25 protein-coding genes and 1 pseudogene are annotated in these 23,009 nt (G+C 62.8%); 12 read left to right on the top strand and 14 right to left on the bottom strand.

From position 1 onward, the window contains the following. The first annotated feature begins 27 nt into the window (after nt 1-27). The 4 genes from thrC to NKI37_RS15940 are packed head-to-tail and all read left to right on the top strand — an operon-like array spanning nt 28 to nt 6,235. Nucleotides 28-1,425, top strand: coding sequence for a threonine synthase (gene thrC / locus NKI37_RS15955; protein ID WP_023709657.1), 1,398 nt, complete (start codon nt 28-30; stop codon nt 1,423-1,425). A 14-nt stretch (nt 1,426-1,439) separates the two neighbouring features. Continuing rightward, complete coding sequence (locus tag NKI37_RS15950) at nt 1,440-2,732, top strand: M16 family metallopeptidase (RefSeq protein ID WP_023668402.1); 1,293 nt, start codon at nt 1,440-1,442, stop codon at nt 2,730-2,732. Nucleotides 2,733-2,746: 14 nt separating this feature from the next. Further along, the gene (locus NKI37_RS15945; RefSeq protein ID WP_023668403.1) at nt 2,747-3,343 is read left to right on the top strand and encodes a GNAT family N-acetyltransferase; all 597 of its coding nucleotides are present in this window, start codon (nt 2,747-2,749) and stop codon (nt 3,341-3,343) included. A 3-nt stretch (nt 3,344-3,346) separates the two neighbouring features. Next, on the top strand, nt 3,347-6,235 hold the full coding sequence (locus NKI37_RS15940) for an EAL domain-containing protein (RefSeq protein WP_352789222.1): 2,889 nt from the start codon (nt 3,347-3,349) through the stop codon (nt 6,233-6,235). Between the two features lie 196 nt (nt 6,236-6,431). Here NKI37_RS15940 and NKI37_RS15935 read toward each other — a convergent pair whose 3' ends face one another. Then, nucleotides 6,432-7,040 (bottom strand): YqgE/AlgH family protein, encoded by a 609-nt coding sequence (locus tag NKI37_RS15935; RefSeq protein ID WP_023668405.1) that lies wholly within the window; start codon nt 7,038-7,040, stop codon nt 6,432-6,434. 215 nt (nt 7,041-7,255) lie between these two features. Here NKI37_RS15935 and NKI37_RS15930 point away from each other — a divergent pair, with 215 nt between their 5' ends. The 3 genes from NKI37_RS15930 (at nt 7,256) to NKI37_RS15920 (ending at nt 9,223) form a co-directional block, all read left to right on the top strand. Further along, entirely contained in the window at nt 7,256-8,062 is an 807-nt protein-coding gene (locus NKI37_RS15930; RefSeq protein ID WP_352789225.1) for a protein-disulfide reductase DsbD domain-containing protein, read from the top strand. Between the two features lie 111 nt (nt 8,063-8,173). Further along, nucleotides 8,174-8,656 carry a peroxiredoxin gene (locus NKI37_RS15925; RefSeq protein ID WP_023698522.1) on the top strand — a complete coding sequence of 161 codons (483 nt, stop codon included), beginning with the start codon at nt 8,174-8,176 and terminating at the stop codon, nt 8,654-8,656. An 87-nt stretch (nt 8,657-8,743) separates the two neighbouring features. After that, complete coding sequence (locus NKI37_RS15920; protein WP_352789228.1) at nt 8,744-9,223, top strand: DUF2938 domain-containing protein; 480 nt, start codon at nt 8,744-8,746, stop codon at nt 9,221-9,223. 72 nt (nt 9,224-9,295) lie between these two features. On the opposite strand, the pseudogene NKI37_RS15915 reads toward NKI37_RS15920, so the two are convergent. From NKI37_RS15915 to coxB, 13 genes and pseudogenes are all read right to left on the bottom strand, one after another. Next, nucleotides 9,296-9,776 (bottom strand): annotated as a pseudogene (locus tag NKI37_RS15915) (histidine phosphatase family protein). A 30-nt stretch (nt 9,777-9,806) separates the two neighbouring features. Then, nucleotides 9,807-10,343, bottom strand: a complete 537-nt coding sequence (gene rnhA / locus NKI37_RS15910) for a ribonuclease HI (protein ID WP_023702009.1) — start codon at nt 10,341-10,343, stop codon at nt 9,807-9,809. Further along, nucleotides 10,340-11,302 carry a homoserine kinase gene (locus NKI37_RS15905; RefSeq protein ID WP_352789231.1) on the bottom strand — a complete coding sequence of 321 codons (963 nt, stop codon included), beginning with the start codon at nt 11,300-11,302 and terminating at the stop codon, nt 10,340-10,342. The genes rnhA and NKI37_RS15905 overlap by 4 nt, the downstream gene beginning before the upstream one ends. 7 nt (nt 11,303-11,309) lie before the next feature. Next, on the bottom strand, nt 11,310-12,320 hold the full coding sequence (gene ispH / locus NKI37_RS15900) for a 4-hydroxy-3-methylbut-2-enyl diphosphate reductase (protein WP_023830040.1): 1,011 nt from the start codon (nt 12,318-12,320) through the stop codon (nt 11,310-11,312). A gap of 163 nt (nt 12,321-12,483) precedes the next feature. After that, on the bottom strand, nt 12,484-13,239 hold the full coding sequence (locus NKI37_RS15895) for an SURF1 family protein (protein WP_352789234.1): 756 nt from the start codon (nt 13,237-13,239) through the stop codon (nt 12,484-12,486). Continuing rightward, nucleotides 13,236-13,622 carry a DUF983 domain-containing protein gene (locus tag NKI37_RS15890; RefSeq protein ID WP_023668414.1) on the bottom strand — a complete coding sequence of 129 codons (387 nt, stop codon included), beginning with the start codon at nt 13,620-13,622 and terminating at the stop codon, nt 13,236-13,238. The genes NKI37_RS15895 and NKI37_RS15890 overlap by 4 nt, the downstream gene beginning before the upstream one ends. A gap of 13 nt (nt 13,623-13,635) precedes the next feature. Then, on the bottom strand, nt 13,636-13,776 hold the full coding sequence (locus NKI37_RS15885; RefSeq protein WP_023732093.1) for a L,D-transpeptidase family protein: 141 nt from the start codon (nt 13,774-13,776) through the stop codon (nt 13,636-13,638). A gap of 76 nt (nt 13,777-13,852) precedes the next feature. After that, entirely contained in the window at nt 13,853-14,734 is an 882-nt protein-coding gene (locus NKI37_RS15880; RefSeq protein ID WP_023668416.1) for a cytochrome c oxidase subunit 3, read from the bottom strand. A 1-nt stretch (nt 14,735) separates the two neighbouring features. Next, nucleotides 14,736-15,362: a cytochrome c oxidase assembly protein gene (locus tag NKI37_RS15875; RefSeq protein ID WP_352789236.1), complete on the bottom strand. Its 627-nt coding sequence runs from the start codon at nt 15,360-15,362 to the stop codon at nt 14,736-14,738. An 8-nt stretch (nt 15,363-15,370) separates the two neighbouring features. Next, nucleotides 15,371-15,526 (bottom strand): cytochrome c oxidase system small membrane protein, encoded by a 156-nt coding sequence (locus tag NKI37_RS15870; protein ID WP_023668418.1) that lies wholly within the window; start codon nt 15,524-15,526, stop codon nt 15,371-15,373. Further along, nucleotides 15,523-16,467: a heme o synthase gene (locus tag NKI37_RS15865; RefSeq protein WP_023668419.1), complete on the bottom strand. Its 945-nt coding sequence runs from the start codon at nt 16,465-16,467 to the stop codon at nt 15,523-15,525. The genes NKI37_RS15870 and NKI37_RS15865 overlap by 4 nt, the downstream gene beginning before the upstream one ends. Nucleotides 16,468-16,537: 70 nt before the next feature. After that, the gene (gene ctaD, locus NKI37_RS15860; protein ID WP_023668420.1) at nt 16,538-18,190 is read right to left on the bottom strand and encodes a cytochrome c oxidase subunit I; all 1,653 of its coding nucleotides are present in this window, start codon (nt 18,188-18,190) and stop codon (nt 16,538-16,540) included. 39 nt (nt 18,191-18,229) lie between these two features. After that, entirely contained in the window at nt 18,230-19,126 is an 897-nt protein-coding gene (coxB, locus tag NKI37_RS15855; protein WP_050485823.1) for a cytochrome c oxidase subunit II, read from the bottom strand. Nucleotides 19,127-19,494: 368 nt separating this feature from the next. On the opposite strand from coxB, the gene NKI37_RS15850 reads away from it, so the two are divergent. The 5 genes from NKI37_RS15850 (at nt 19,495) to NKI37_RS15830 (ending at nt 22,971) form a co-directional block, all read left to right on the top strand. Continuing rightward, on the top strand, nt 19,495-20,079 hold the full coding sequence (locus tag NKI37_RS15850; RefSeq protein ID WP_352789239.1) for an invasion associated locus B family protein: 585 nt from the start codon (nt 19,495-19,497) through the stop codon (nt 20,077-20,079). A gap of 91 nt (nt 20,080-20,170) precedes the next feature. Continuing rightward, nucleotides 20,171-20,617 (top strand): YbjN domain-containing protein, encoded by a 447-nt coding sequence (locus NKI37_RS15845; RefSeq protein ID WP_352789243.1) that lies wholly within the window; start codon nt 20,171-20,173, stop codon nt 20,615-20,617. A 210-nt stretch (nt 20,618-20,827) separates the two neighbouring features. Then, nucleotides 20,828-22,240: a metalloprotease TldD gene (tldD, locus tag NKI37_RS15840; protein WP_023738485.1), complete on the top strand. Its 1,413-nt coding sequence runs from the start codon at nt 20,828-20,830 to the stop codon at nt 22,238-22,240. A 79-nt stretch (nt 22,241-22,319) separates the two neighbouring features. Further along, on the top strand, nt 22,320-22,595 hold the full coding sequence (locus NKI37_RS15835; protein ID WP_081725433.1) for an AbrB/MazE/SpoVT family DNA-binding domain-containing protein: 276 nt from the start codon (nt 22,320-22,322) through the stop codon (nt 22,593-22,595). Continuing rightward, nucleotides 22,582-22,971 (top strand): type II toxin-antitoxin system VapC family toxin, encoded by a 390-nt coding sequence (locus NKI37_RS15830; RefSeq protein ID WP_023687145.1) that lies wholly within the window; start codon nt 22,582-22,584, stop codon nt 22,969-22,971. Before NKI37_RS15835 ends, NKI37_RS15830 begins: the two co-directional genes overlap by 14 nt. Nucleotides 22,972-23,009: the final 38 nt, after the last annotated feature.

Raw genomic sequence — 23,009 nt, 5'->3', positions numbered from 1 at the left:
AACCGGCGGCAGCAATGGACCTTGACGATGCGCTATGTGAGTACCCGCGGGGATGCACCCGTGCTTGGATTTGCCGACGCGGTGCTGGCGGGGCTGGCCCGCGACGGCGGGCTTTATGTGCCGCAGACATGGCCGCAGTTTTCGGCAGCCGAGATCCGCGCCATGCGCGGCCTGCCCTATGCGGACCTCGCCATCCGCGTGCTGACGCCGTTCCTCGGCGGCGAGATCGCCGCACCCGTCTTCGAGCGCCTGGTGCGAGAAGCCTATGCCACCTTCCGCCACCAGGCCGTCTGCCCGCTGGTGCAGACCGGCGCCAACACGTTCATCCTTGAACTCTTCCACGGTCCGACGCTGGCCTTCAAGGACGTTGCCATGCAGCTGCTTGCCCGGCTGATGGACCATGTACTGACTGAGCGCGGCCAGCGCGCAACCATCGTCGGCGCGACCTCGGGTGACACCGGCGGCGCCGCCATCGATGCCTTCGCCGGCCGCGACCGAACTGACATTTTCGTGATGTTTCCGCATGGCCGCGTCTCGCCGGTGCAGCAGCGGCAGATGACGACATCGACGGCCACCAACGTCCAGGCGCTGGCCATCGAAGGCAATTTCGACGATTGCCAGGGCCTGCTGAAGGATATGTTCAACGATCATGGTTTTCGTGATCGCGTGTCGCTGTCGGGCGTCAATTCGATCAACTGGGCCCGCATCATGGCCCAGATCGTCTATTATTTTTCCTCGGCGCTTTCGCTCGGCGCGCCGGACAGGCCGGTCTCCTTTACCGTGCCGACCGGCAATTTCGGCGATATTTTCGCCGGTTACGCCGCCAAGAAGATGGGCCTGCCGATCGAGCGGCTGATCGTCGCCACCAACGACAACGACATATTGGCGCGCACTTTCGCGACCGGTGAATACCGCACCAAGGGTGTGTTTGCGACGACGTCGCCATCGATGGACATCCAGGTATCGTCGAACTTCGAGCGACTGCTGTTCGAGGCCTGCGACCGTAACGCAGAGACGGTGCGGCGTTACATGGCCGGCCTCAAGCAATCCGGCGCCTTCACCATCGAAACCGCAGAAATCGACCGGATGCGGTCCGAATTCGACGCCGGACGCGCTGATATGGACGAGGTTGCCGCCACCATCCGTTCAACGCTCGAATCCAGCAATTATCTGCTCGATCCGCACACGGCCGCGGCCGTGCATGTCGCCGCCGGCAAGGCTGACGGTGCAGTGCCGATGGTGGTGCTGGGCACGGCGCACCCGGCCAAGTTCCCGGCCGCGGTCGAAGCCGCCTGCGGCGTGTCGCCGGCCCTGCCCGCATGGCTGGGGTCCTTGATGTCAGCCGACGAAAAGTACACGGTACTTCCATCCGACCTGAAAATGGTGGAAGATTACGTGAGCCGCCACTCAAGGGCAGCGCGTTAGGGAGTACTTGCCATATGGGTGTTGAGGTAAGCCGTCTGTCGAACGGCCTGACAGTCGCCACCGAAACCCTTCCAAGCCTCGAATCCGTTGCCCTTGGCGCCTGGGTCAAGTCCGGCGCCCGCAATGAGCGTGACGACGAGCACGGAATGGCCCATCTGCTCGAGCATATGGCCTTCAAGGGTACAAAAAGGCGGACGGCCTTCGAGATCGCCTCGGAAATCGAGGATGTCGGCGGCGAGATCAATGCCGCCACATCAGTCGAGACGACGTCCTATTACGCCAGGGTGCTGTCCGACGATGTGCCGCTGGCGGTGGATATCCTTGCCGATATCCTGCAGGAGTCCGAATTCGACCCAGAGGAACTGGAGCGCGAGCAGCATGTGATCCTGCAGGAGATCGGCGCCGCGCACGACACGCCCGACGACATCGTCTTCGACCGTTTCACCGAGACCGCCTTCCGCCACCAGACGATCGGCCGCTCGATCCTCGGCACGCCGGAAACCGTCAAATCCTTCACCTCCAAACAGCTGCATGATTTCATAGAGCGCCAGTATGGCGCCGAGAAGATGGTGATCGTGGCGGCAGGCGACATTAAGCACGACAATTTCGTGCGCGAGGTCGAAAAGCAGCTCGGCGGTTTCCGCAGCAAGTCCGACAGCACGATGCCGCAATATGCGCAGTATGTCGGCGGCGATTTCCGCGAGGATCGCGACCTGATGGACGCGCAGATCGTGCTCGGCTTCGAAGGCCGAGCCTATCATGTGCGGGATTTCTACGCTTCGCAGGTGCTGTCGATGATCCTCGGCGGCGGCATGTCGTCCCGGCTGTTCCAGGAGGTCCGCGAAAAGCGTGGCCTGTGCTATTCGGTCTATGCCTTCCACTGGGGTTTTTCCGATACCGGCATCTTCGGCGTTCATGCCGCGACCGGGCAGAGCGACATTGCCGAACTGGTGCCGGTCATTATCGACGAGCTGCAGAAGGCCGGCGAGAATATCCTTCAGGAAGAGCTCGACCGCGCCCGCGCGCAATATCGCGCCGGCCTGATCATGTCGGCTGAAAGCCCGGCCAGCCGCGCCTCGCAGATCGCCAGGCAGCTGCTTCTGTTCGGTCGGCCGATCGCCAAGGAGGAGTTGATGGAACGGCTGTCGGCGCTGACCGTCGAGCGGCTGACCGACCTTTCGTCCCGGCTGTTTTCGACCAAGCCGACGCTGACCGCGGTTGGACCGGTGGGTACGCTCGCGCCCTATGAGGCGATTCTCGATTCGCTTGCGGGCACGCACACCACGGCCCGCAAGCTCGCCGTCTAAGCCTTCAAGCGCCGGTGTTCGCGCTCCCTTTCTTTCGCCGTGACCTGCCGGCACTGAAAGGCGACCGGGTCATGCTGCGCGTGCCCTACACCAACGACTATCGCGAATGGTCAGCGGTGCGCGGCGAAAGCCGTGCCTTCCTCGAACCGTGGGAGCCGCGCTGGACGCCCGATGAACTCGACCGCACCGCCTGGCGGCTGCGCATCGGCCGCTACCGCGAAGACTATGCGCAGGGGACAGCCATCGCCTTCTTCATCTTCGAGAAGGCGAGCGGCAAGCTTGCCGGCGGCATTACGCTCGGCAATATCCGCCACGGCGTCTCGCAAAGCGGCCATGTCGGGTACTGGATCGGGGAGCGGTTTGGCGGCCGCGGCCTGATGACCGACGCGGTCAAGGTGGTCTGCCGCTTCGCCTTCGATACGCTGAGGTTGCACCGGATCGAAGCTGCCTGTATTCCCGACAATGTCCGGTCGATCCGCGTGCTTGAAAAAGCCGGATTCCGGCGCGAAGGACTTCTGCGATCCTACCTCAGGATCAACGGCATCTGGCAGGACCACTACCTCTACGCCCGGATCGCGGACGATCCGCCGGGCGCTGGAACGAAGGACTGATTTTTGACGAATTTCCTGCGAAACGGGTCGCTGTTGGCCTTTGTTCTGGCGGTTGTCGTCACGCTTTGCGCGGCGCTCCCGGCCTTCGCCGTCGAACCGATCAAGATTGCCCGCGACGATGTCGCGCTCGACCTGTCGCGCGCCGTCCAGATCTACGTCAATCAGGGCGAAAACTTCCAGGTGTCGACCGCGCCCGGTCCCGACGGCATCGTGCGGCGCATCGAGGTCGAGGCCAATGACGCGCGCTCGAGCGGCGACTGGGCGGTGTTCGCGCTCGCCAACACCACCGACCAGCAGCTCGACCGGCTGATCGTGGCGCCGCATTTCCGGCTGGTGAATTCCGGCATCTTCTGGCCCGATCTCGGCGCCACCCGCATCGCCGCGATCACACCCAGCGAGGGCTTCGCGCTCGACCGCCAGTCAAGCTCCGACGCCGACGTGTTCCGGGTGACGCTGAACCCGGGAACGGTGATCACCTTCATCGCCGAACTCGCCTCGCCGAAGCTGCCGCAGGTCTACCTATGGGAGCCGGAAGCCTACAAGGACTCGGTCAATTCCTATACGCTGTTCCGCGGCATCGTCATCGGCATTGCCGGCCTTCTGGCGCTGTTCCTGACAATTCTGTTCGTGGTCAAGGGAACCTCGATGTTTCCGGCGACCGCAGCGCTGGCCTGGGCGGTTCTGGCCTATATCTGCGTAGATTTCGGCTTTCTAAACAAGATCATAGAGATATCGCCCGGCAACGAGCAGATGTGGCGAGCGGGAACCGAGGTGGCGCTTGCGGCGACCTTCGTGGTGTTCCTGTTCGCCTATCTCAACCTCAACCGGTGGCACGGCCATTTCAGCTATGGCGCGCTGGTCTGGATCCTCGGCCTGGTGCTGATTGCGGGTGTGGCCATCATCGATCCGGCCGTCGCCGCCGGTATTGCCCGGCTGTCCTTCGCCGCCACCGCGCTGACCGGGCTCGGCCTGATCATCCTGCTGGGTTTTCGTGGTTACGACCGTGCGATCATGCTGGTGCCCAGTTGGGTGATGGTGCTGCTATGGCTGTGCGGGTCGTGGATGGCGATCACCGGCATGCTCGACAACGACATCGCCCAGCCGGCATTGGGCGGCGGGCTGATCCTGATCATCCTTTTGATCGGCTTCACCGTCATGCAGCATGCCTTTGCCGGCGGCGCGCTGCATCAGGGCCTGTTCTCCGATCTCGAGCGCCAGGCGCTGGCCGTGGCCGGCTCCGGCGACACGGTGTGGGACTGGGACGTGCTGCGCGACCGCGTCGTCACCAAGCCCGACGTCAGCATCCAGCTTGGCCTGGCGCCCAACAGCCTGGGGGGTGCGGCCCGCAACTGGCTGCCGGTGCTGCATGCCGACGACCGCGACACGTTCCGCACCACCCTCGACGTGGTGCTCGAACATCGGCGCGGCCGGGTCTCGCAGAATTTCCGCCTGCGCGGCGCCGACGGGCACTACCACTGGTTCTTGCTTCGGGCGCGGCCGGTGATCGGCTCGGACGGCGAAGTGATTCGCTGCGTCGGCACCATGGTCGACGTCACCGAGCAGAAAAAGTCCGAGGAAAGGCTGCTGCACGATGCCGTTCACGACAATCTGACCGGCCTGCCCAACCGCGAACTTCTGATGAACCGGCTGGAAGCCATCATCTCGATCGCGCGCACCGAAGAGAAGGTGCGCCCCACCGTCTTCGTCATCGACATCGACCGTTTCAAGCAGGTCAATGACGGGCTTGGCATCTCGGCCGGCGACACCATCCTGCTCACCATTGCGCGCCGCTTGCACCGGCTGTTGAAACCTAAGGATTCGCTGTCGCGCTTTGCCGGTGACCAGTTCGCCCTGATGCTGCTCTCCGAACAGGAACCCTCCCGCATCGCGGCGGTGGCAGACGCCATCAAGCACGCCATCAACAACCCGATCACCTTCGCCAAGCGCGAGATCGTGCTGACTGCCTCGATCGGCCTGATCACCTGGACCTCGGCGCAGACTTCGGCAGAAGACATGGTCAAGGACGCCGAGCTTGCCATGCACCAGGCCAAGCGCTTCGGCGGCGACAGGATCGAGCCGTTCCGGCCGGCCTTCCGCACCGTCGGCACCGACCGGCTGCAATTCGAATCCGATCTGCGCCGCGCCATCGAGCGGCGCGAATTCACCCTTGCCTACCAGCCGATCGTGCGGCTGGAGGACGGCAGCATTGCCGGCTTCGAAGCGCTGCTGCGTTGGGACCATCCGCGCCGCGGCATGATCCCGCCGGGCGATTTCATCCCGGTCGCCGAAAGCTGTGGCCTGATCGTGCAGCTTGGGCTGTTTGCCATGCAGCAGGCGGCCGAAGACCTCGCCGGCTGGCAAAAGCAGATCGGCGACACCCCGCTGTCGGTGTCGGTCAATCTGTCCAGCCGCCAGCTGATCCGCCGCGACCTGGTCAGCGATGTCCGCTCGGTCATCGCCCGCGCCAATCTGAAGCCGCGCTGCTTCCGGCTCGAACTTACCGAATCGCTGGTCATGGACAATCCAGAGCAGACCTCGCATGTGCTGACCAAACTCAAGCAGCTCGGCATCGGCCTGTCGCTGGACGATTTCGGCACCGGCTATTCCTCGCTCGCCTATCTGACCCGCTTCCCCTTCGACACCATCAAGATCGACAAGAGCTTCGTCGACGACGCGACGCCGAAGCGGGCGGTGCTGCTCAAATCCATGGTCAACATGGCGCATGAACTCGGCCTGTCGGTGGTGGCCGAGGGCATTTCCGACGAAAGCGATGCGCTGGAATTGCGCCAGATGGGCTGCGAATATGTGCAAAGCTTCATGTTCGGCGCGCCGATGCCAGGCGACCAGGTGCTGAAGGCGTTGAAAGAGCAGTACCCGATGACGCAGGCGTGACGGGTGAGGCATGCGTCGTGCAGGCGCGTGGTTACATTGGAATGAACCCCGAAAATTAGCTGAAGCGACCGCGCCTTCGTCATCCTAGGGCGAAGCAAGGAGCGCAGCGACGCGGCGCAGACCCTAGGATGACGAAAGTGGCGGGCGGCTTCGGCTAGTCGCGAAGGTTCGGCGGAACGTCGGCGAATGCGAGGCCTCAGGCGTGCCCCGCGGCCAGGCTCAGATGCGCCAGATCAATCCCGATCGATGCCAGGATGCGGTCGTACTTCCGCTCGATGTCGGCGTCGAACAGCAGCTCCGGCGTGGCCGGACAGGTCAGCCAGCCATTCTCGGCGATCTCGGTTTCCAGCTGGCCGGCGCCCCAGCCGGAATAGCCGAGCGCCATCAATGCGCGCCGCGGGCCGCGGCCGGACGAGATGGCGCGCAATATGTCGACCGTCGCGGTCAGGCAGATATCGTCGGAGACGGTGAGCGAGGATTCCACCCGGTAGTCGCCCGAGTGCAGGACGAAGCCGCGGCTACGGTCGACGGGGCCGCCATTGCGCACGACGAAGTCGCGAGCCTGCGCCGGCAGCCTGATCGCCTCCTGCTCGTTCATGATGCCGAGCTGCACCAGAAGATCGGGAAACAGCATCTGTTGCGTCTGGTTGATGATCAGGCCCATGGCGCCTTCATCGCTGTGCGCGCAGATGTAGATGACCGAGCGCGTGAAGCGATCGTCCTTCATGCCGGGCATGGCAATCAGGAACTGGTCGTCAAGAAAGCCGCGTCCACCGGCCGTCTTTTTGTGGCGCAACAAGTCCATGGACTGGAGCGTAACGCGTTTCCGGGACGCCGAAAAGATGCGCCGCGTGCGATCCGGCCAAAGCCCAACGGTTGGAACAACGGAATCTTGACTGCGAACTTCACTCGGCCGATTGCTTGAAGCCAACTGTTCCTTGCCCGAAGGTCACGCAAATATGATACGCAGAGCGCCATGAAAACATTGCGCGGCCATGAACTGACGATCAAATCAACGCCATGCAAAGCTTGAAAATCCTGCTGCTCGGCGCCGCCATCGGATGCGGAGTAGCCCTTCCCGCCGCCGCCTCGTCTTCCGACTGGTACAACAGCGAAGGCGGCAAGGTGCGGCTGGTGACAACAGGCAAGGCCGACGAGGCCGGCCGCATACAGGGCGTGCTCGACATCGCGCTCAAGCCCGGCTGGAAAACTTATTGGCGCGATCCGGGCGACGCCGGCGTGCCGCCGCAGATCGACGTTTCGGCCAGCACCAACATCACCGATGCGGCGTTTTCCTTCCCGCCGCCGCAGCGCCATGACGACGGCTACGGCAAATGGGCCGGCTACAACCATCCGGTCTCGCTGCCGGTGACATTCACTTTGTCGTCGCCTGGGGATGCGGCCGTCATCGATGCCGACATCTTTCTTGGCATCTGCGAGACGATCTGTATTCCGGTGCAGACGCGGCTGAGCGTCGATCCCGGCGCCGATCCCGACAATGCCGAGGATGCGGCGCTGGTGAAGGCTGCACTCGCCACTTTGCCCGCGCCTGCCAAGCCCGATTTCGGGATCAAGGTGCTGCCGGGCGACCATGAGACGCTGATGGTCGAGGCGACTTTTCCCGGAGATCCGGAGGCGGCGGATTTATTCGTCGCCGGGGGACGCGACTATATGTTCGGGGCGCCTGCACGCAACGAAAAGGACGGCCGGCTGGTGTTTACCATTCCGATCCTCGACCGGCCGTCGACGACACCGACCGATGGCGGGTTGTATTACACCCTGACAAGTGCCGAAGGCGCGGTCGAGGGCGTTCTGCCGTTCCCCTGATACCGAACCCGATCAGGGCTTTCCCTTGATCCAGGCCTTGTCGGCGGTTGCGGGAGATGCCCGATTTCGCTATCGCAAGAAACCTTCCCTGCTTTTCACACGAGGACCATCATGACGATTGCCGTTGGCGACAAACTGCCCGATGCGACCTTCAAGGAAATGACCGCCGACGGCGCCAAGGTGATCACCTCGGCCGAGATTTTCGCGGGCAAGAAGGTCGTGCTGTTCGGCGTTCCAGGCGCCTTCACGCCGACCTGCAGCAACAATCATCTGCCGGGCTATCTCGAGAACCACGATGCCATCCTGGCCCGCGGCGTCGACACCATCGCCGTCGTCTCCGTCAACGATGTCCATGTCATGGGCGCCTGGGCCAATTTCACCGGCGGTCAAGGCAAGATCCTCTATCTCGCCGACGGCAATGGCGACTTCGCCAGGTCGATCGGCCTCGACTCCGACTATTCCAGCGGCGGCATGGGATTGCGCTCGAAGCGCTTCTCGATGATCGTCGACAACGGCAAGGTCACGGCGCTCAATGTCGAGACCAAGCCAGGAGTCGACACGTCGGGTGCCGCTCACATTCTGAGCCAGCTCTAAACCGCGGCGGCCGCCTCGGCTCATGAACGCGATGGCCTGACGACCACGCGCTTCCAGCCGGATTGCCTGCTTTGGGGGACATCGACGATGTTTGACATCATCTGGCGCAGCATTGCGATTGGCATCGGCGCCACGGTGCTGATGGATCTCTGGGCGATGTTCCTGCATCTGGGGCTCAGTCAGCCGCGGCCGAACTGGGGGCCGCCCGGCCGCTGGGTCTGGCACCTCAGGGAAGGCAAGGTTTTCCACGACGACATCGCACAAGCCGCGCCCTATGCGCATGAGCAGGCGCTGGGCTGGGCTTTCCACTATGTCACCGGCATCGTCTACGGCTTCATCCTGGTGGCGCTGGCGGGCACGGCATGGCTGGACGCGCCGACCTTCCTGCCGGCCTTCATCCTCGGCATGGTCACCATCGGCGCCGGCTGGTTCCTGCTGGCGCCCGGCATGGGCGCCGGCTGGGCTGCCTCAAAGCGCCCCAACGCGATACAGATCCGCGCCTTCAACGTGATCTCGCACACGGTGTTCGCGCTCGGCCTCTACGGCACGGCCCTGCTGATCCGCTGAGGACGGGTTCTATCCGTTGGTCGCGCGCGGCTTCATCGCGGCTACGGTATCGATGATATCCTGACATCCGCTTTAGCGCGGCGCCAGACTGTCTATCGACCGCCATCCGTGGACGACGCGGCGCGTGCCGACATCATAGGCGAAGTAGTTGCCGCCGCCGGCCGGCTGATCCGCCGCGCGGCTGATTGCGCGGCCGCTGAGCGAGAGCAGCAAGAGCGTTCCGACGCCGCCATGGCCGACGAAGGCAATGTCGCCGCCATCGGCAGCACCCAGCACCGTTTCGACCTCGCTGACAATGCGTTGCTGGGCATTGATGGCCCGCTCCCAGCCGCGGATGCTTTTGTGCGGGTTGGCGAAGAACTGGTCGGCGACCGCCTCGAACTCCGGCGGCGGCAGGAAGCCGGTTGCCGACCGATCGTTCTCATGCATGCGCTCCTTCACCTCGACCGCGAGGCCGAGGTGTTTGCCAAGGATCTCGGCGGTTTCGATCGCCTTGCGCAACGTTGGCATCGATCTGAACCTGGGGATGGGTGATGTAGTATACGATCGGCATGAGTGAGATCCCCTTGCCGATAGCTTGAGCTCAATAGCTTTGGGTCGAGCGCCGTGCCCGTGGCGCCGGCTGTTTCTCGGATGCCGCCGGCTTCAGCGCCACTTTCGGCGCCGCAGGTTTGGCTGAGCCCCTCTTGAACGGCGCCATACCTTCCCTTGCGAGTTCGTCGGCGCGTTCGTTCTCGGTGTGGCCGGCATGGCCCTTGACCCAGTTCCAGGTCACCTTGTGGCGCCGATTGGCCTCATCCAGCGCCTGCCACAGTTCACCGTTCTTGACCGGCTTCTTGTCGGCGGTCTTCCAGCCGTTTTTCTTCCAGCCGTGGATCCATTTGGAGATACCGTCCATGACATATTTGCTGTCGGTGTGAAGCTCGACGGCGCACGACTCCTTCAGCGCATTCAGCGCCGAGATGGCGGCCAGCAGCTCCATACGGTTATTGGTCGTCTCGGCCTCGCCGCCCGACAATTCCTTGGTCTTGCCGTTGAAGCGCAGGATGGCGCCCCAGCCGCCGGGACCGGGATTGCCCGAGCAGGCGCCGTCGGTGAAGATTTCAACCTGCTTGGTCATGTCAGTCCGTATTCCGAAGGCGACCTGATCGCGCGGTGGAAGCGCATGCGGCGGATATATTCGGTCGGATCGCGCTTCATGACCAGCCCGCCCTCGGGAACGGTCAGCCAGTCATAGAGCCGGGTCAGCATGAAGCGCAGCGCCGAACCGCGCGAAAGCATCGGCAGCGCTGCTTTCTCGCCCTCGCTCAAAGGCCGCACGCTCTGATAGCCGGCCAGCAGCGCCGTGCCTTTGGTCAGGTTGAAGGAGAAATCCTTCTCGAAACACCAGGCATTGAGGCAGGTGGCGACGTCATAGGCGTAGAGGTCGTTGCAGGCGAAATAGAAGTCGATGAGGCCGGACAGTTTCTCGCCGAGGAAGAAGACATTGTCGGGAAACAGATCGGCATGGATGATGCCTGCCGGCAGGCCTTGCGGCCAATGGCGTCCGAAGTCGGCGAAATCCGCGTCGACCTCGGCCGCCAGTCCCGGCTCGACCTCGTCGGCTCGGTCGCGCGAGGCATTCCAGAGTTTGCGCCAGCCCTCGATGGCCAGTGCGTTGTTACGCGTCATCGCAAAATCCTGCGCGGCCAAATGCAGTGCGGCGAGGGACTTGCCGACCTCCGCGCAATGCGCCGCTGTCGGCCGCCGCAGCGACAGGCCTTCGAGGAAGGTAATGATGACCGCGGGACGGCCGGCCAGCGTGCCGATGACGGTGCCGTCATGCGCGGTCACCGGCAGCGGACAGGAAATGCCTTTGCGGGCGAGATGGCCCATCAGGCCGAGGAAGAACGGCAGGTCGGCCTTGTCGACGCGCTTCTCGTAAAGCGTCACTATGTAGGATCCGCTTGAGGTGTGCAGCAAAAAGTTCGAATTCTCGGTGCCTTCGGCGATCCCCTTGTAGGACAAGAGTTCGCCGACTGGATATGCCCTCAGGAACGCGCCGAGTTCGCCCTCATTGACGTCGGTGTAGACCGCCATGGGCTCTTCACGCGGCTCCGTTGACGAAGGCCATGTCGGCCCGCGTCAGTTCGACATCGCGCAGAACCCGCATGACTGGAAAATCCTCCGTTTCGGTGGCCGTGATCGCCAGGTCGATGGTCACCTCGAAGCGCTGGCGGAAGGCGTCGATGATCTCGTCGACGATGATCTCCGGCGCCGACGCGCCGGCAGACAGGCCGAGCGTCGAGATATTTGTGATGTCATTCCACGGAATTTCGGCGGCGCGCTGTACGAGAAGCGACATGGTGGCGCCGGCGCGCTCCGCCACTTCGACAAGACGGCGCGAATTAGAGGAATTGGGCGCACCGACGATCAGATAGAGATCGGCGCCGGCGGCGGTTTCCTTGACCGCTTCCTGGCGGTTGGTGGTGGCGTAGCAGATCGATTCGGCGGCCGGTGCATGCAGTTGCGGGAAGCGCTCCTGCAGCACCCGCAATATACCGGCAGTGTCTTCGACCGACAACGTTGTCTGGCTGACGAAGCCGAGGGCTTCCGGGTCGGCGGGGGCAAAGGTCGCAGCGTCGGCTTCGGTCTCGATCAGCGTGACGGCGCCTTCCGTCAGCTGGCCCATGGTGCCGATCACTTCGGGATGGCCGGCATGGCCGATCAAAAGCACATGGCGGCCGAGCCGCTGATGGCGCATCGCCTGCTTGTGCACCTTGGACACCAGCGGGCAGGTGGCGTCGAGATAGAAGAGCTCGCGTGCCTTGGCGTCGGCCGGCACCGATTTCGGCACGCCGTGGGCCGAGAAGACAACCGGCGACTTGCGGTGCTCGGCCGGGATTTCCGAGAGTTCCTCGATGAAAACCGCGCCAAGGCTTTGCAGGCCCTCGACGACATAGCGGTTGTGCACTATCTCGTGGCGGACATAGACCGGCGCGCCGTATTTCTTCAACGCCAGCACGACGATCTGGATCGCGCGGTCGACACCGGCGCAAAAGCCGCGCGGCTGGCAGAGCCGGATCGTCAGCGGTGGTTTTGTGGCGGTCTGCAGCATGATTCCAGATCGGTTGATCGTATCGTGACGCGAAATGAGGTGTGCACCCCTGCCCTGTCAAGGGCAGTTGAGATCAGGTTGAATGGTCAACCTGATCTAACTCTTTGTTGGAGCATGATCTTGTCCGAAAACCGGTTCCCACTTTTCGGGATGATGCTCTGGATCATTCAGTCTTTGCCGGACGGCGCAGCCTGATGATCAGAACCGCGGCAAGAGCCGCCGCCAGGCCATACCAGGTGAAGGCATATTGCAGATGAGAGTTCGGCAGGTCGATGATGGTGACGCCACCGACCGGCAGCCCGCCCGGGTTCGGCGTCTTGTCGGCGTCGATGAAGATCGGGACCAGCACGGCGCCGGCCGGCAGGCCGGCACTCGCCGCCATGACATCACGATCCTTCCAGTAGAAGATGTTCTTGGCCACGTCATTGTCGGGCAGCATCATCGACGGCTTGCCCGGCAGCGGGTTGCGCGCCAGGCCGGTGACCGTGACCTTGCCGGTCACCTGCCCTTGCGGGCGCTTGGCGGCATCCTTGAGATCATAGGGAACGAAGCCGCGGTTGATCAGGATATAGCGGCCATCGTCGAGGGCCAGCGGGGTATAGACGTTGAAGCCGGCGTCGCCGTCCCATGTGGCGTAGAAATGCCGCTCGCCGGAGTGCAGGAACGTCCCGCTGACAGTGACCGGCGTGTAGTCGACATCACCGGTGGCGGCGAATTCCTTCTCGACGTCTGCCAGCGGCCGCGGCGCTGAATGGGTGCGCTGGTCGATGGTCTGCAGAAGGGCTTCCTTCCAGTACAGGCGCTGCACCTGCCATGTGCCAAGCCCGAGCAGGATGACGAACACCACCAGGCCGAGGCCGAGCAGCAATGCCGTCTTCGGCCGCGAGCGGTCGGCGGGCTTGGTCAGCGCCTCGTTCATTGCCCCTGGTCCAGGCGGCCTTCGGCCGCCTTGTTGGCGTATTGAAGCGTCAGCAGCACACCCTTGATCAGCCTCAAGGCCGTCAGGCACAGCGCCACGGCCAGCGGTATCCAGATGATGAAATGCAGCCACAGCGGCGGGCTCAGCGTCACCTCCACCCACAGCGCCAGCCCGACGACGATGAAGCCGATGATCAGGATGACGAACACCGCCGGGCCGTCGCCGGCATCGGCGTAGGAATAGTCGAGGCCGCAATTGTTGCAGCGCTTGCCGACGGTGAGGAAGCCGGAAAACAGCCGTCCTTCGCCGCAGCGCGGGCAGCGTCCGTGCAGGCCGGCCGAGATCGGCTCGATGGGTGGCCAGATCGCCCTATCTTCACTCATGGATAGTCATGCTTTACGGCTCGATTTCGATCAGCGTTCCATCCGGCACCATAGTCCAGATTTGGTCCATGTCGCAGTCGGTAACCCCAATGCAGCCATCGGTCCAGTCGACCAATTGAAGCAGCCAGCCCGACCAGCCGAATCCGTTGGCCATTGATCGGCGCCGAAAAGACGAAAGGCGACCGCGTTGCCGCGACCGCCCTTCTGATTTGTCGGTTCGGTGAAAGCCGTCAGTGGCCTTCGATCACCGCCCCGACCGATCCCCAGACGTAGATCGATGCGAACAGGAACAGCCAGACCACGTCGACGAAGTGCCAGTACCAGGCAGCCGCCTCGAAGCCGAAATGCTGCTTGGGCGTGAAGTCGCCTTTCCAGGCGCGGATCAGGCAGACCAGGAGGAAGATGGTGCCGATGATGACGTGGAAGCCATGGAAGCCGGTCGCCATGAAGAAGGTGGCGCCGTAGATGGAATCCTTGAAGCCGAACGGAGCGTGCATGTACTCGTAGGCCTGCACCATGGTGAACAGCATGCCGAGGCCGACGGTCAGCACCAGGCCGTTGATCAGGCCCTTGCGGTCGCCATGGATGAGCGAATGGTGCGCCCATGTCACCGTGGTGCCCGACAGAAGCAGGATGATGGTGTTGTAGAGCGGCAGATGGAAGGGATCGAGGACTTCGAGACCCTTCGGCGGCCAGACGCCGCCAGTGAAAGCGGTGCGGGCGTAATTCTGCACTTCGCTCGGAAACAGGCTGGCATCGAAATAGGCCCAGAACCAGGCAACGAAGAACATCACTTCCGAAGCGATGAACATGATCATGCCGTAGCGCAGATGCAGCGACACGACGCGCGTGTGGTGGCCCTCATGCGCTTCCTTGATGGTGTCCGACCACCAGGCAAACATCGTGTAGAGGACGATGACGAGGCCGATGAAGAACAGCCATGGATTGGCGATGTTGTGGCCGAAAATCGGAAAATCGCCGTTCTTGAGATACTGCATCAGGGCGACGCCGCCGACTGCAGTCACCAGTGCGCCGATCGACCCCAGGAAGGGCCACGGGCTCGGGTTGACGAGATGGTAGTCGTGTTGTGGTTTTGCGTGCGCGTCTGCCATATCAACCCCCGAGATTTGCTTCGGTATCTGAAACTTTGCTGCTGCTGTCCGGCGTCGATGACGCCACCGGCTTGTTCTTTTGGACCGGGAACATCGTGTAGGACAGGGTGATCGTCTTCAAGTCCTTCAGTTCCGGCACGTTGACGATATCGGGATCCACATAGAACACGACCGGCATGTCCAGCGTCTCGCCGGGCTTTAGCGTCGTGTCGGTGAAGCAGAAACACTCGACCTTGTTGAAGTAGGGGCCCGCCAGTTCCGGCTGCACGTTGAAGGTGGCGCGGCCGGTAACGGCGCGGTCGAACTTGTTGGTGGCGCTGTAATGCGCCTGCGTGGTCTCGCCGATCTTGATGGTGACCGAACGGGCGACCGGCTGGAACTGCCACGGAATGCCGTTGGTGTTGGCGTCGAAGCGCACGGTGATGTCACGGTCGAGGATGCGGCCGGCATATTGCTTTTCGACGCGCTGCGTCGTGCCGCCATAGCCGGTGGCTTGGCAGAACATCTTGTAGAGCGGCACCGCGGCGTAGGCCATGCCGATCATGCCGCCGAAAAAGGCGACGCAGACGGCGGCGACGACGCGGTTGGTGTTCTTCTTCCTGGGATCGGTCACGGTCTGGCGGGTCATCATCGGCCTCATCCGGTATGGCCGAATTTCACGATGGTCGCGACGTAGAAGATGACGACCAGAATCGCCAGCGCGACGCCGATCGCCGCCGAACGGTTGCGCCGCGCCTTCTTCTGGCTTTCGGTCAGCGTGACCAGTTCAAGCTTCTTGTCGATCATGGTCATGCTCCACCGATGGCCAAAGCGCGACCGACGACACAGTCGGCAAGATAGATGGCGAAGATGGCGAAGAGGTAGAGCAGCGAATAGGCGAACAGAGCCTTGGCCGGCTTCATGACCCGGTCGCTATCGGTCATGCACAGCACTTTCCAGGCATACCAGACGAAGCCGGCGCCGAGAGCGACTGACGCGACGCCATAGAAGGCGGTGGTGAAACCGAGCACCCAGGGCAGCACACCGATCGGCGCCAGGATCAGGGCGTAGGCAAAGATCTGGCGGCGGGTCGAGGCCTGGCCGGCAACGTTCGGCATCATCGGGATGCCAGCCTTGGCGTAGTCGTCGGACTTGAACAGCGCCAGCGCCCAGAAGTGCGGCGGCGTCCACAGGAAGATGATCAGGAACAGGACGAGGCTTTCCAGGCTCACCGTTCCGGTCACCGCGGCCCAGCCGATGACCGGCGGGATGGCGCCGGCGGCGCCGCCGATGACGATGTTCTGCGGCGTCGAGCGCTTCAGCCACATCGTGTAGACGACGGCGTAGAAGAAGATGGTGAAGGCAAGCAGCGCCGCCGACAGCCAGTTGACCAGCACGCCCAGCGTCATCACGGACAGCACCGAAAGCACAAGGCCGAAGCTCAGGGCTTCGCCGGGCAGGATGCGGCCGGAGGGTACCGGGCGGCCGGCGGTCCGGCTCATCACAGCATCGATGTCGGCGTCGTACCACATGTTGAGCGCACCAGAGGCGCCGGCGCCGATGGCAATGGCCAGGATGGCGATCACCGCCAGCAGCGGGTTGATGGTCACGGGCGCAGCGACCATGCCGACAAAGGCCGTGAACACCACCAGCGACATGACGCGCGGCTTCAGCAGGGCGAAGAAATCGCCCGACGTGGCTTCCGACATGCGAAAACCCGCTTCGTCAATCATTGGATCGTCGACAAGGGCCATGCGTACATAAGTCCAATCATTCCGTTGGCCGAAACCGCCGGCGGGCCGGCGGTTTCGTATTCGGGCTGCCTTACTTGATCTTCGGCAGCTGTTCCCACTGGTGGAAGGGCGGCGGCGAAGGCAGCTGCCATTCGAGCGTCGTTGCACCCTCGCCCCACGGATTGGCGCCGGCGACGCGCTTCTTCTGGAAGGCTTCGAACACGCCATAAAGGAAGATCACCACGCCGACGGCCGATATATAGGAGCCGTAGGACGACACCATGTTCCAGCCGGCGAACGCGTCGGGATAATCGATGGTGCGGCGCGGCATGCCGGCGAGGCCGAGGAAATGCTGCGGGAAGAAGATCAAATTGACGCCGACGAAGGTGACCCAGAAGTGGGTGTTGGCGATCACCGGCGAGTACATGTAGCCGGTCATCTTGGGGAACCAGTAGTACCAGCCGGCGAAGATGGCGAAGACCGCGCCCAGCGACAGCACATAGTGGAAGTGGGCAATGACGAAATAGGTGTCATGCAGCGAGCGGTCGAGGCCCGCATTGGCGAGCTGGACGCCGGTGACACCGCCGACCGTGAACAGGAAGATGAAGCCCAGCGCCCACAGCATCGGCGTCTTGAACGAGATCGAGCCGCCCCACATCGTCGCGATCCAGGAGAAGATCTTCACGCCTGTCGGTACGGCGATGACCATGGTGGCGAAGACGAAGTAGCGCTGCGTGTCGAGCGACAGGCCGGTCGTGTACATGTGGTGCGCCCAGACGATGAAGCCGACGGCGCCGATCGCGACCATGGCGTAGGCCATGCCGAGATAGCCGAACACCGGCTTCTTCGAGAAGGTCGAGACGATGTGGCTGATGATGCCGAAGCCCGGCAGGATCAGGATGTACACTTCGGGGTGACCAAAGAACCAGAACAGATGCTGGAACAGGATCGGATCGCCGCCGCCATCCGGGGCGAAGAAGGTGGTGCCGAAATTGCGGTCGGTAAGCAGCATGGTGATGCCACCGGCCAGAACCGGAAGCGACAAGAGCAGCAGGAAGGCGGTGATCAGAACCGACCAGGCAAATAGCGGCATTTTGTGCAGCGTCATGCCCGGCGCGCGCATGTTGAAAATGGTGGTGATGAAGTTGATGGCGCCGAGGATCGAGGACGCGCCGGCAATGTGGATCGACAGGATCGCCAGATCCATGGCCGGCCCGGGCTGGCCGGAGGTCGACAGCGGCGGATAGAGCGTCCAGCCGCCGCCAACGCCATAGGCGCCGGGCGCGCTCGGCATGAAAGCCGAAGCGATGAGCAGCAGGAAGGCCGGCGGCAGCAGCCAGAACGAGATGTTGTTCATGCGCGGGAAGGCCATGTCAGGCGCGCCGATCATGATCGGCACCATCCAGTTGGCGAAGCCGCCGATCAGCGCCGGCATGACCATGAAGAAGATCATGATCAGCGCGTGCGCGGTGCCGAAGGCGTTGTACATGCTCTTGCCGCCGTCGATGGCGGCATCGCCGTTCATGCCATAGACCATCTGCGCCAGACCGGTGAAGATCTGGATGCCCGGCTCCTGCAGCTCCATGCGGATGACGACCGAAAGCGCGCCGCCAACGATGCCCGCGAAGATCGCGAAGATCAGGTAGAGCGTGCCGATGTCCTTGTGGTTGGTGGAGTACACCCACCGGACCCAGCCATGATAGGGCTTGTGATCGTGGTCGTCGTGAGCTGCAGCTTCTGCCATGGTCGGCTCCGTTCCCTAATTCTTGCTAAACCCGCGGCATCAATTGCCGGCGGCCGCTACCTTGTTGGTACCGTCGACCTCGGCCATCAGCGCCTTGTTGGCGCCGGGGAGGTCGGTCTTGGCTGCTGCCAGCCAGGTCTTGTACTGCGCGTCGGATACGACGCGGACGGCGATCGGCATGAAGGCATGGTCCTTGCCGCAGAGCTGCGAGCATTGGCCGTAATAGATGCCTTCCTTTTCCGCCTTGAACCACGTCTCGTTGGTGCGGCCGGGAACCGCGTCCATCTTGATGCCGAAGGCCGGAACGGCAAAGGAATGGATCACGTCGGCTGCGGTAACCAGGACGCGCGTCATGGTGTTGACCGGCACGACCAGCTCGTTGTCGACCGCCAGCAGGCGCGGATAGACCTTGCGGTCTTCCTTGCCGATCGCGGCGCGGTCGGCGTCCTGCAGGATGGCCGAGTTGAAGGAGAGCGTGTTCTCGGTCTGGTACTCATAGTCCCAGTTCCACTGATTGCCCGTTACCTTGACGGTCAGCTTGGCCTCTTCCGGCGGCGTGTACTGCGCCGTCAGCAACTGGAACGAGGGAATGGCGATGAACAGCAGGACGACGACCGGCCCGACTGTCCAGATGATCTCGATCAGCGTGTTGTGGCTGGTCTTGGATGGAACCGGGTTTTTGCTGGCGCGGAACCTGAAGATGCACCAGGCGAGAAGCGCCAGAACCAAAGCAGTGATCGGGACGACGAACCACATCGTGTAGTTCCCGAACCACTCGATCTGCCGCATCATGTCTGTCGCCGGCGGCTGAAAAGTCATCTCCCACGGCTGCGGCTGGGCCGCATGGGCGGAGGCACCGGCGAAAAATGCGGCGGCGGCGCCTGCCGTTGCCATCAATTTGGCGCTTGCTGGGAATTTTCTCATCGCCCTCTTCATCTCCCGGTTCCTCGCGATGCGATCGCGACGCAAGAATATCGAACAATGCCGGGATGGGAATCCCGGACAGTCCCAAGGGTGGTTCAAACCATACTCTATTTCCCTCCGCAAGAAAGGAGCGGGCGAAACCGTGCGGCATTTTTGCGCGCAAGTGCTGCCGCGCTGTTTCGACGGCCTCGTGGCCCGCGCGGGTCGTCGACAGACAGGCTATGCGGGCTTGTGTCCGTAATGCGCCCGACGGTCGCAATTCGGGCGAATTTGCTAGGGAAAAGCGCATTATTGCGCCTGCCGGGGCTGACCGGCGGTCGCCCTATCCTTTACTTGGCCTTGGCGCGGCTTAAAGTGCCGTGATTCGCAATGGAGCCGTCATGACCTCTTGGCTTTCGAGAAACGCCTGGCATTCGAAGAGCGCCTGGCATTCGAAAAGCGCTTGGCTTTCGAGAAGCGGGGCGAAGGTCGTTTTTCTCGCCGTCCTGATCGGTATCGGCTCGTCCGCAACCGGCGTCGCCAATGCAGCGCAGCCCAGCGGCACGGTCAAGTCAACGCATGGCGCGTGGTCGATCATCTGCGACACGCCGGCCGGCGCCACCTCGGAACAATGCGTGATGATGCAGAACGTCGTTGCCGAGGATCGCCCGGAAATGGGACTGTCCGTCGTCGTCCTGCGCACCGCCGACAACAAGGCCGAGATCCTGCGCGTGCTGGCCCCGCTCGGCGTTTTGCTGCCCAATGGCCTGGGCCTCAATGTCGACGGCAAGGATATCGGCCGCGCCTATTTCGTGCGCTGCTTCCAGGACGGCTGCTATGCCGAGGTCATTCTCGAAAAGCCGCTGCTCGACACGCTGAAGACCGGGACGTCGGCCACCTTCATCGTCTTCCAGACGCCGGAAGAAGGCATCGGCATCCCTGTCGACCTCAAGGGCTTCGCCGACGGTTTTGCCGCCCTGCCCTGAGCTTGATGCTTGCGAAACCGTCTTTCCTGACGCACAATTCCCACGGGTTTGATTTTTGGCTGTGGGGGTCATCATTGCTTGTTCTTTGCTTTTGTCGACCGGTCTGATCCTGACCGGCGCCGTTTCAGTCGCCTTTGCCGAGGATACCGAAATCATCACGGCGCCCGATCCGGCCGTCATTTTCGAGCTTGCGAAAGGCTATGGTTCGGCCAAGATGGACAAGGACGACGGCGGCGATCCGATGGTCTCCGGCCGGCTTCAGGGCATGAAATATGTCATCTACTTCTATGGCTGCGAAAACCATGAGAAGTGCAAGTCGATCCAGTTCTCCTCGGGCTATACCGACCCCTTCACGGCCGACCAGGCCAATGAATGGAACAAGAAATACCGCTGGGTGAAGGCCTTTTCTGGTGACGGGTCGAACTTCAAGATGGATGTCATGTTCAGGGGCGGGGTTACCCGCTCCTACCTCGAAGAGCAGTTCTCGAACTGGGATTCCATGACCAGCGACATCAAAGCGTTCGTGGACGAGAAGTAGGGCCCTAAAGCGCGTCGCGCTGAAACGGATTCATACGACGCGCTTTAGGTCTTTGTTTGATGCATGTCGTTATCCCAGAACCGCGGCACACTTCTGGGCGACATGCATTAGCGCTCCACTGTCCGGCTGCGGATCGTCATTGCGGATTGTGCAGGCGCGTCTTCGCGCCTACATCGTGGCAACACCATTCCTCCTGTGAGCGGACCTGCCATGAACAGCCTGACCGGCCAATTCGACATTTCAGATGATCGCATCAAGCGGATCGTCGCCGACACACTGAACGGCGCCGATGACGGCGAACTCTTCCTCGAATACAGCGAGAGCGAAGCGCTGATGTTCGACAATGGCAGGCTGAAGACCGCCAATTTCAACACCGACCAGGGCTTTGGCCTGCGCGCCGTGGCCGGCGAGGCCAGCGGCTACGCCCATTCCAGCGATCTTTCGGAGGCGTCGCTGCTGCGCGCCGCCGACGCGGTCTCGACCGTCAAGGGCGGCTATTCCGGCACGCTTGCCGCGGCACCCGCGCGCACCAACCGCCATCTCTATGGCGAGGAGAACCCTATCCCCTCGCCTTCCTTCGAGGTCAAGGCCAAGCTGTTGCAGGAAATCGACGCATGGCTGCGCGCCGAGGACCCGCGCGTGCGCCAGGTGACGGCCTCGCTCGCGGCGTCCTGGCAGCATGTCGAGATCGTGCGCGCCGACGGCCAGATCGTGCGCGACATCCGCCCGCTGGTCCGCATCAACGTTTCCGTCGTCGTCGGCGACGGCGACCGCCAGGAAAGCGGCTCCTATGGCATGGGCGGGCGCAAGGCGTTCGGCGAGTTCCTGGTCGAGGACGCCTGGAAGCATGCGGCCAGGGAGGCGCTCAGGCAGGCGCTGGTCAATCTCGAAGCCATTCCCGCGCCGGCCGGAACGTTCGACATCGTTTTGTCCAGCGGCTGGCCAGGCGTGATGCTGCACGAAGCCGTCGGCCATGGGCTGGAGGGCGACTTCAACCGCAAGAAGACCTCCGCCTTTGCCGGCCTGCTCGGCCAGCAGGTCGCCGCCAAGGGCGTTACCGTGGTCGATGACGGCACCATGCCGGAGCGGCGGGGTTCGCTGACCGTCGACGATGAAGGCACGCCTTCGGCCCGCAATGTGCTGATCGAGGACGGCAAGCTTGTCGGCTACATGCAGGACCGCCAGAACGCCCGGCTGATGGGCATGAAAGCCACGGGAAACGGCCGGCGCGAAGGCTATGCGCACCAGCCGATGCCGCGCATGACCAACACCTATATGACGGCGGGCGACATGGAGCCGGATGAGATCATCGCCTCGGTCAAGAACGGCATCTATGCCGTATCCTTCGGCGGCGGCCAGGTCGACATCACCTCAGGCAAGTTCGTGTTCGGCTGCACCGAGGCCTACATGATCGAAAACGGCAAGGTGACGCAGCCGATCAAGGGCGCCATGCTGATCGGCAACGGACCGGACGCCATGCACCGTGTGTCGATGATCGGCAACGACATGAAACTCGACACCGGCATCGGCATGTGCGGCAAGGCCGGACAAGGCGTGCCGGTCGGCGTCGGCCAGCCGCATCTCAGGATGAACCAGATGACGGTCGGCGGCACCAGGGTTTGAGCGAGGAGACGTCGGCGGGCTTGAATAGTTCCCCTCACAGGGATATCTTACCTTTGTCTTACACAAGGGTAATACCGCAATGGGTGCAATAGAAAAGCTTATAACGACCGTCTCGACCAAGGGACAAGTCATCCTGCCCAGCGCTATCCGCAAACGGAGGGACTGGGGCGCGGGCACGCGCCTGCAGGTCGAAGACACACCGGACGGTGTACTTTTGAGACCGGCGCCTGCCTTTGCCCCGACACGACCAGAAGATGTCTTTGGTGTCCTGCCGCACAGTGGCAGACCGAAGACCTTGGAGGAGATGGACGCGGCCGTCCTTGCTGAAGCACGGCGGCGCCATGCTCGCGATTGATACCAACGTTGTCGTCAGGTATCTGACGAACGACGATCCCGAGCAGTCCCCGCGAGCCCGGCGGCTGATCGACGGTCAGCCCGTTTTCGTCGCCGTCACGGTGATCCTGGAGGCTGAGTGGGTGCTGCGCAGCGGCTATGGTTATGATCAGGCCTCGATCGTCAATGCACTGCGGGTGTTCGGCGGGCTTCCCACTGTCGAGATAGAGGATGCTGCGATGGTCTCTTCCGCGGTCGATCTAGCCGAGACGGGAATGGATTTCGCCGATGCGCTCCATCTGGGCAAGTCCTCGCACTGCTCAGCATTTGTGTCCTTCGACCGTAAGTTCATCAAGGCCGCACAAGCGGCCGGGTACGAAAGCGTTCGCGAAGGCTAGTTTGCCAGCCGGCTACGTCTTGCGGGGGGCGGCAAACT

This window comes from Mesorhizobium sp. M0626 (assembly GCF_040320665.1).
Taxonomy (GTDB): Bacteria; Pseudomonadota; Alphaproteobacteria; order Rhizobiales; family Rhizobiaceae; genus Mesorhizobium.
Note: the sequence above shows the minus strand (reverse complement) of the source record. Positions and strands in the feature narration are given on the sequence as shown.